This is a genomic window from Nocardia sp. NPDC004722 (assembly GCF_053601505.1).
Genome location: NZ_JBSGBY010000392.1, coordinates 1 through 8031 on the forward strand (window position 1 = coordinate 1; position 8031 = coordinate 8031).

Genomic DNA, 8031 nt, shown 5'->3' on the forward strand with positions numbered 1-8031 from the left:
GTTGTTGCGCTTGCCGCCCGCGGTCGCCGCCGGAGCCGGGCGACGATCACCCCGGCCGCCGAGACCCGGCCGCGCCTCCGACCAGCCGTCGCCGCGCGTCCAATCCCGATCCAGGCCGTCGTCCTCGCCCCGGCGACGACGGAACCCCGAGGAACTCTGCGAGGGCGCTGGCTCGAGCCGCCGCCAATCCAGCAGATGGCCCGGAATCTCCTGCAAGAAACGGGATTCCGGATTCGACACCGGCTGACCCCAGCCCGATCGCACGATCGCACGCGACAGATACAGCCGCTGCCGGGCGCGGGTGATGCCCACATACGCCAGGCGGCGCTCTTCTTGCAGCTCGGTCGGATCGCCCAGCGCGCGCATGTGCGGGAACTGGCCGTCCTCCCAGCCGGTCACGAACACCACCGGGAACTCCAGGCCCTTGGCGGTGTGCAAGGTCATCAAAGTGACCATGCCCGAACCCTCTTCGGGAATCTGGTCGGCGTCCGCCACCAGCGAGACCCGCTCCAGGAACGCGGCCAGCGAACCCGGCTCCGGCTCACCCTCGGCCTGCTCGGGAATGATGCCCTCGTCCCGCGCGGCCTCCACATTGTTGCGCGCCTCGGAACTGAATTCGCGTGCGACGCTGACCAATTCGTTGAGGTTGTCCAGCCGCGCGCCGTCCTGCGGATCGTCGGACGCCTCCAGTTCGGCGCGGTATCCGGTGCGATCGAGCACCGCCTCGACCACCGAACCGACATCCGGGAAATCCATATCGGCCTGCGTGCCCGCCGCCCGGATCTCCTCCAGCAAATCCAGGAACCCCGAAATGGCCTTCACCGAACGGGAATTGAGCAGCGCCACCTTGTTGTCCGCCGCATCCCGCAGCGCCTGCGCGAAACCGATATTGCGCTGCTCGGCATGCACGGCCACGCACGCCTCGGCGCGGTCACCGATGCCGCGGCGCGGGGTATTGAGCACCCGCCGCAGGCTCACCGCGTCGTTCGGGTTCTCCAGCACCCGCAGGTAGGCCACGATGTCGCGGACCTCCTTGCGCTCGTAGAAGCGCACCCCGCCGACCACCTTGTAGGGCAGCCCCATGCGGATGAAGATCTCCTCCAGCGCGCGGGAGTTGTTGTTGGTGCGGTAGAAGACCGCCACATCCGCGTAGTTGGCGTCACCCTGATCGACCAGCTTGTCGATCTCCTTGGCGACGAACATGGCCTCGTCGTGCTCGTTGTCGGCCACGTATCCGACGATCAGATCGCCGTCGCCCTGATCGGTCCACAGCTTCTTGTCCCGACGCCCCTCGTTGCGGGCGATGACCGCGTTGGCGGCGGTCAGGATGTGCTGGGTGGAGCGGTAGTTCTGTTCCAGCAGAATGGTTTCCGCATCCGGGAAGTCGCGCTCGAACTCCTCGATATTGCGGATGGTCGCGCCTCGGAAGGCGTAGATCGACTGGTCGGCGTCACCCACCACGCACAGCTCCGAGGGCGAGATCTGATCGCGCGTGTCCGCGTCGTCGGTCTCGTCGCCCCACAGATTGCGGTGGTGCCCGACCAGTTCCCGCACCAGCACGTACTGGGCGTGGTTGGTGTCCTGGTACTCGTCGACCAGCACGTGCCGGAAACGACGCCGATAGTACTCGGCCACCTGCGGATGCCGCTGCAGGATCGACACCGTCTCGCCGATCAGATCGTCGAAATCCAGGGCATTGGCCGCGCGCAGCCGCCGCTGGTACTCGTCGTAGACCCGCGCCACCAGGCGCGGCAGCTCGGCCTCCTCGGTCGCGGCGTCGGCGGCGGCCTGCTCGGCGTCGATCAGCTCGTTCTTGAGATTCGAGATGGCGGTGGACAGCAGCCGCGGCGAGTACTTCTTCGCGTCGATGTCGAAATCGCGAATGATCATGCCCAGCAGGCGGCGCGAGTCGTCGGCGTCGTAGATGGAGAAGTTCGAGTTCATCCCCGGCAACAGCCCGGCCTGGGTGCGCAGGATGCGCACACAGCTGGAGTGGAAGGTGGACACCCACATGCCCGCCGCGCGCAGGCCGACCAGCCCGGCCACCCGCTCCCGCATCTCGGCGGCGGCCTTGTTGGTGAAGGTGATGGCCAGGATCTCGCCGGGCCGCACCCCGCGCGCGTCCAGCAGATACGCGATCCGGCGGGTGAGTACCGCGGTCTTGCCCGACCCGGCCCCGGCCACGATCAACAGCGGGGTGCCGGTATGCATCACCGCGGCACGCTGCTGTGGATTCAACCCCTCGAGCAACTCGCTGCCCCGCGTGTGCTCGGTCTTCTGCCCGTCCTGCGCCACCGTCGTATTCATCGCCCATCCACGCTACCGGCGCGCACCGACAGCCGACGGCCGGGTTCGCACAGGTGTCCGATAAGTGCCGGTCCGGCGAATCTCCGGTGAACTCGACCGGGTCGGGAAACTCAGCAGATTCCTAAATGTACCTGTTTTGCTCAGGTCACCCCGCGTGGCACACTCGTCGGATGACCGGCTCTACGGCGACGCATTGCACCTGAGCCCGAACCCGGGGGGACAATGTCTAGGCCAACAGGTTTGATTGTCTTGGCCAACAGGTCTGATTCTTGGTGAAGAACCAATCGGTAACAGGATGGGTCCACCCGCCGATCGACGTTCTGGACCACGAGGAGTTGAAAGTATGAGCATCTCGACGACGGGACATTCCGAGTCTGCCACCGGGTCGGATTCCGCCCTGCCCTCCGAGGCTGAGATCGAAAAGCTGCGCTTGGAGATCGACAAGCTGGACGCCGAAATCCTCGCGGCCATCAAGCGCCGCACCGAGGTCTCGCGCATCATCGGACGAACGCGGATGGCCAACGGCGGCCCGAAACTCGTGCACTCCCGCGAGATGAAGGTGCTGGAGCGTTTCAGCGAGCTCGGCCAGGAGGGACACACCCTGGCGATGCTCCTGCTCCGACTCGGCCGCGGCCGGTTGGGGCACTGATCAAGATCTCTCGTTAACACCGCGCACTGCTCGGACCGATACACCGAGCGGTGTGCGTTTTGGCGTGCCCCCACATAGACCACAGCTGCATGCGTGCCACGGATGTAGCTTCCCCAGGCCGCCCCGGGTGTTTCGACCCCGGGGCGGTTCTTTTTCTCCCTAGGGCAGGGCGATGTACTTGGTGCTGAGGTACTCCTCGATGCCCTCGAAGCCGCCCTCACGCCCGAAACCGGACTCCTTCACGCCGCCGAAGGGCGCGGCCGGATCGGAGATGACGCCGCGGTTCACGCCGACCATGCCGGTCTCCAGGCCCTCGGAAATCCGCAGCGCGCGGTCCAGGCTGCGCGTGTAAACGTAGGCGACCAGGCCGAATTCGGTGTTGTTCGCGGCGGCCAGACCCTCCTCCTCGGTATCGAACCCGACGATCGGGGCGACCGGGCCGAACACTTCTTCACGCAGGATGCGGGCCGCGGGCGGGATATCGGTGAGCACGGTTGCCGGGTAGAACCAGCCCGGGCCGCCGGGGGCCTTGCCGCCCAGCCGCACCTGCGCACCCGCCGAGACCGCGTCGTCGACGAGCTCGCTCACGGTGTCGAGCTGATCCTCGTTCACGAGCGGGCCCAGCGTGGTGTCAGGCTCGACGCCATTGCCGAGTTTGTACTCCGCCATGGCCGCCACCAGCTTGTCGGTGAATTCCTGGCGAACCGAATTCTGGACGTGGAAACGGTTCGCCGCCGTGCACGCCTCACCGCCGTTGCGCAGCTTGGCCAGCACCGCGCCCTGCACGGCCGCATCGATATCGGCGTCGTCGAACACCACGAACGGGGCATTGCCGCCCAGCTCCATCGAGGTGCGCAGCAGGCCGTGCGCGGACTGCTCGACCAGCTTCTTGCCCACCGGGGTCGACCCGGTGAAGGTCAGCTTGCGCAGGCGCGGATCGTTGAGCAGCGGCGCGGTGACCGCACTCGAATGCGAGGTGGTGACCACCGACAGCACACCGTCGGGCAGTCCGGCCCGGCTGCACAGCTCGGCCAGCAGCAGCATGGTCAACGGGGTGGCGCCCGCGGGCTTCACGATCATCGTGCAGCCGGCCGCCAGCGCCGGGCCGATCTTGCGAGTTCCCATGGCCAGCGGGAAGTTCCACGGCGTGATCGCCAGGCACGGGCCGACCGGCTGCTTGTGCACCAGAATCCGTCCGGTCCCCGCCGGGGCGGGCTGATAGCGGCCGTGAATACGCACCGCCTCCTCGCTGAACCAGCGGAAGAACTCCGCGCCGTAGCGCACCTCATTGCGGCTCTCCGGCAGCGCCTTTCCCATTTCCAGGGTCATCAGCAGCGCGAACTCCTCGGCCCGCGCGGTGATCGCCTCGAACACCGCCCGCAGGATCTCCCCGCGCTGCCGCGCCGGGGTCGCGGCCCATTCGGCCTGCACCGCGACCGCCGCATCGAGCGCGCGCACCGCGTCATCGGGGGTGGCGTCGGCGACCTGGGCGATCACCTCACCCGTGGCCGGATTGTGTACCGGGAACGTCGCACCCCCCGTGGCGTCCACCGGTCCGCCGATCCAGAGTTGCGTGGGAATGGACGAGAGTAGGGCGCTTTCGTTCACCATGTGGCCAGCCTATGCCTCACCCTCGAATCTGACTCCTGCGCTGCGCGAATCCCGCGAATCACGGTTGTTACCTGCGCGTCGTAACTCGAAGGTTGTAACCTCGCCCGGGTGAGCAGCGACATCACCGCGTCGGCGGTCTGGCGGAAACTGCACGACCACCACGCCTCCATCGGTGGGCGGCATTTGCGAGAATTCTTCGCCGAGGATCCAGCGCGCGGTGGCGAGTTGACCGTTCAGGTCGCGGATCTGCGGATCGACTACTCCAAGCATCGGGTGACGCGCGAGACCCTCGATCTGCTGGTCGAATTGGCGCACACCGCCGGGGTCGAGCAGCGGCGGGACGCCATGTTCGCGGGCGAGCACATCAACACCTCCGAGGATCGGGCCGTCGGGCACGTGTGGCTGCGCCGCCCGTCCGGGCAGCCGCTCACGGTCGACGGCCAGGATGTCGAGACCGATGTGCACGAAGTCCTGCGCCGCATGGGCGAATTCACCGATCAGGTGCGTTCGGGAGCATGGCTCGGCGCGACCGGTCAGCACATCGCGACGGTCGTGAACATCGGCATCGGCGGCTCGGATCTGGGCCCGGCCATGGTCACCCTGGCGCTGCGGCACTACGCGGACGCCGGAATCTCCGCGCGCTTCGTGTCGAATGTCGATCCGGCGGACCTGGTTTCGAAGCTGCACGGCCTCGACCCGGCGACCACGCTGTTCATCGTCGCGTCCAAGACCTTCTCCACGCTCGAGACCCTCACCAATGCCACGGCCGCGCGCCGCTGGCTGGTGGCGGCTCTCGGCGAGGACGCCGTGGCCAAGCATTTCGTGGCCGTCTCCACCCACGCGCAGCGGGTCGCCGACTTCGGCATCGACACCGCCAACATGTTCGGCTTCTGGGACTGGGTCGGCGGGCGCTACTCGGTGGACTCGGCCATCGGGCTATCGGTGATGGCGGTCGTCGGCAAGGAGCGCTTCGCGGAGTTCCTCGACGGAATGCACCGTGTGGACGAGCATTTCAAGTCCGCGCCGCTGGCGGAGAACGGTCCGGCGCTGCTGGGCCTGCTCGGCGTCTGGTACTCGAACTTCTTCGGCGCGCAGTCCCGCGCCGTGCTGCCGTACTCCAATGACCTGGCCCGCTTTCCGGCCTACCTGCAGCAGCTCACCATGGAGTCGAACGGGAAATCGGTTCGCGCGGACGGTACTCCGGTCACCACCGGCACCGGCGAGATCTTCTGGGGCGAGCCCGGCACCAACGGCCAGCACGCCTTCTACCAACTGCTGCACCAGGGCACCCAGCTGGTCCCCGCCGACTTCATCGGCTTCGCCCAGCCTACCGACGATCTGCCCACCCTCGACGGCACCGGCAGCATGCACGACATCCTGATGTCGAACCTGTTCGCCCAGACCAAGGTGCTCGCCTTCGGCAAGACCGCCGAGGAGATCGCCGCCGAGGGCACCGACCCGAAGATCGTGCCGCACAAGGTGATGCCCGGCAACCGCCCCACCACCGCCATCCTGGCCCCCCAACTGACACCCTCGGTACTCGGCCAGCTCATCGCCCTCTACGAGCACATCGTCTTCACCGAAGGCGCGATCTGGGGCATCGACAGCTTCGACCAGTGGGGCGTAGAACTCGGCAAGGCCCAAGCCCTGGCCCTCGAACCCCTCCTGACCTCCCCGGAACCCCCCGCCCCCCAGGGCGATTCCTCCACCGACGCCCTCATCGCCTGGTACCGCACCCACCGCCACTGAGTGGCACCGTCCCCGATCGATCGGCTGCCAGCCCGCCCGCCGCCGTTACCCGGCACGGTGATCGCCGCCCCGGGCTCCCAGAACTGCCCGTACGGCAACAGAATCCAGCCGCCCGGCTTCTGGTACTCGCCCAGCAGGATCCAAGCCCGCTCGAGGCCGGACAGGGCCGCGCGATGCGGGCGATCCTCCGCGAGCGCCCGATAGACCCGGCCGCCGCGAGCAGCCCGCTCGGGTGCCGGACCGAGGATGGAAGGGGCTCGATCAGATTGGCGGTGAGCAGCCGTCGATCATCGATCGAACCGGTGTGATGCCGAGTCCGCACTATCGTTCATTGCACTGTGTGCAGTGCGATGATGTGGTGAGAAAGTTGACTTACGACGCATCGCGAGGGTGAACCCGGAGGCGAGGATGACGGTCGAGATGGCACCGAACCCGCACATGCGGCCTATCACCGTGGAAGAATTCGACGCTCTACCTGTCGATAACAGCTTCGTTTACGAGATCGAGAACGGATTCTTGCTCGTGAATGCTCGCCCTGCGCCGTCTCATAGCCGCGTTCTCAAGAATTTGACGATTCAGCTCGAGGATCAGATTCCAGAGGGGTGGGAGTCCTATCCGGAGATTGACGCCGAGTTGCCGGTCGGGAAGTCTCAGCGCCGCGTTCCCGATCTGGTGGTGGCGCGAGACGAGGTGTTCGAGCAGACCCGGGTTCGGAGCGACCAGATCGCCCTTGCCGTCGAGATCAGCTCGTCGAGTGAATCCGCACTGCGGGATTACTCCATCAAGGCGGGCGAGTACGCCGCGAACGGCATCGCACACTACTGGGTGATCGATCTACTCGACGTCGAGCACGCATCCGTGGGTATCACGATCTTCACCTTGAGCAGCAGCGGCCGCTACGAGATGCAGCCCCGAATGACTGGGATCGTGAAGGTGGACGAGCCGTTCCAGCTGACGATCGATCTGGACGCGCTGGCCGCACCGCGCAAGAACCGTAGCTGACGGCGCGCGAGGTCTGTCGAAAGCGAAGGCCGCCTGTCGGGTTCGACGGGCGGCCTTCGTGGTGTCTGGGCGGGTCAGTCCCGTTCGGGGCCGAGGGAGATGCCGCGGGAGGCCAGCCAGGGTAGGGGGTCGATCTTGTCGACGCCGTTGAGCCAGACCTCGAAGTGGCAGTGCGGGCCGGTGGAGAAGCCGCGGTTGCCGACCGTCGCGATCTGATCGCCTGCGAGGACGCGCTGGCCCTGGGAGACCGTGGCGGTGTCGATGTGGCCGTAGATGGTGACCGTGCCGTCGTCGTGCAGCAGGCGCACCCACATGCCGAAACCGGAAGCGGGACCGGCCTCGAGCACGGTGGCGTCGGCGACCGCGTAGATCGGCGTGCCGATGGGGGCGGCGATATCGACGCCCTGATGCGCGACGCCCCAGCGGATGCCGAAGCCGGAAGTGAAGGTGCCGTTGGCGAATCGCGTCCACAGCGGACGGTTCTTCATCGCCTCCTGGTTCGCCATGTCGGCGGCGAACTGCTTGCCCTTCTCCAGGATGTCGCTGAACTGGTCCAGGCTGGCGGGCGCGTTCGGGTTCACCACCTGCGGGGAACCGGTGCCGCCGCCGTCGCCGACCACCGAGGTGGCCGCGACCTCTTTGACCTGGCCGGTGGCCTGGATGTCGACGGTGTTGTCGTGCCCGGCGGTCTCGATGGTGGCCTGGCCCGCGGC

At 67.0% G+C, this 8031-nt stretch carries 6 protein-coding genes; 3 read left to right on the top strand and 3 right to left on the bottom strand.

What is annotated here, in order from left to right; genetic code table 11:
- Positions 1-2307, bottom strand: a 2307-nt coding sequence (locus ACWELQ_RS30570; RefSeq protein ID WP_452400497.1) for a UvrD-helicase domain-containing protein, incomplete at its 3' end; no start/stop codon positions are given.
- A 343-nt stretch (positions 2308-2650) separates the two neighbouring features.
- Between ACWELQ_RS30570 and ACWELQ_RS30575 the strand changes: the two genes are divergently transcribed.
- Entirely contained in the window at positions 2651-2956 is a 306-nt protein-coding gene (locus ACWELQ_RS30575; protein ID WP_033085726.1) for a chorismate mutase, read from the top strand.
- 159 nt (positions 2957-3115) lie between these two features.
- Here ACWELQ_RS30575 and ACWELQ_RS30580 read toward each other — a convergent pair whose 3' ends face one another.
- On the bottom strand, positions 3116-4567 hold the full coding sequence (locus tag ACWELQ_RS30580) for an NAD-dependent succinate-semialdehyde dehydrogenase (protein ID WP_452400498.1): 1452 nt from the start codon (positions 4565-4567) through the stop codon (positions 3116-3118).
- Between the two features lie 108 nt (positions 4568-4675).
- On the opposite strand from ACWELQ_RS30580, the gene pgi reads away from it, so the two are divergent.
- Positions 4676-6316 carry a glucose-6-phosphate isomerase gene (gene pgi, locus ACWELQ_RS30585; RefSeq protein WP_452400499.1) on the top strand — a complete coding sequence of 547 codons (1641 nt, stop codon included), beginning with the start codon at positions 4676-4678 and terminating at the stop codon, positions 6314-6316.
- Positions 6317-6724: 408 nt separating this feature from the next.
- The gene (locus ACWELQ_RS30590) at positions 6725-7318 is read left to right on the top strand and encodes a Uma2 family endonuclease (protein WP_452400500.1); all 594 of its coding nucleotides are present in this window, start codon (positions 6725-6727) and stop codon (positions 7316-7318) included.
- 74 nt (positions 7319-7392) lie between these two features.
- On the opposite strand, the gene ACWELQ_RS30595 is transcribed toward ACWELQ_RS30590, so the two are convergent.
- Positions 7393-8031 (bottom strand): M23 family metallopeptidase (locus tag ACWELQ_RS30595; RefSeq protein WP_452400501.1); only part of this gene is annotated, 639 nt, incomplete at its 5' end.

Bases quoted from the DNA above. Each gene is read 5' to 3' on its own strand.
- ACWELQ_RS30590 (WP_452400500.1), top strand. From the start codon at position 6,725: ATGACGGTCGAGATGGCACCGAACCCGCACATGCGGCCTATCACCGTG.
- ACWELQ_RS30575 (WP_033085726.1), top strand. From the start codon at position 2,651: ATGAGCATCTCGACGACGGGACATTCCGAGTCTGCCACCGGGTCGGAT.
- ACWELQ_RS30580 (WP_452400498.1), bottom strand. From the start codon at position 4,567: ATGGTGAACGAAAGCGCCCTACTCTCGTCCATTCCCACGCAACTCTGG.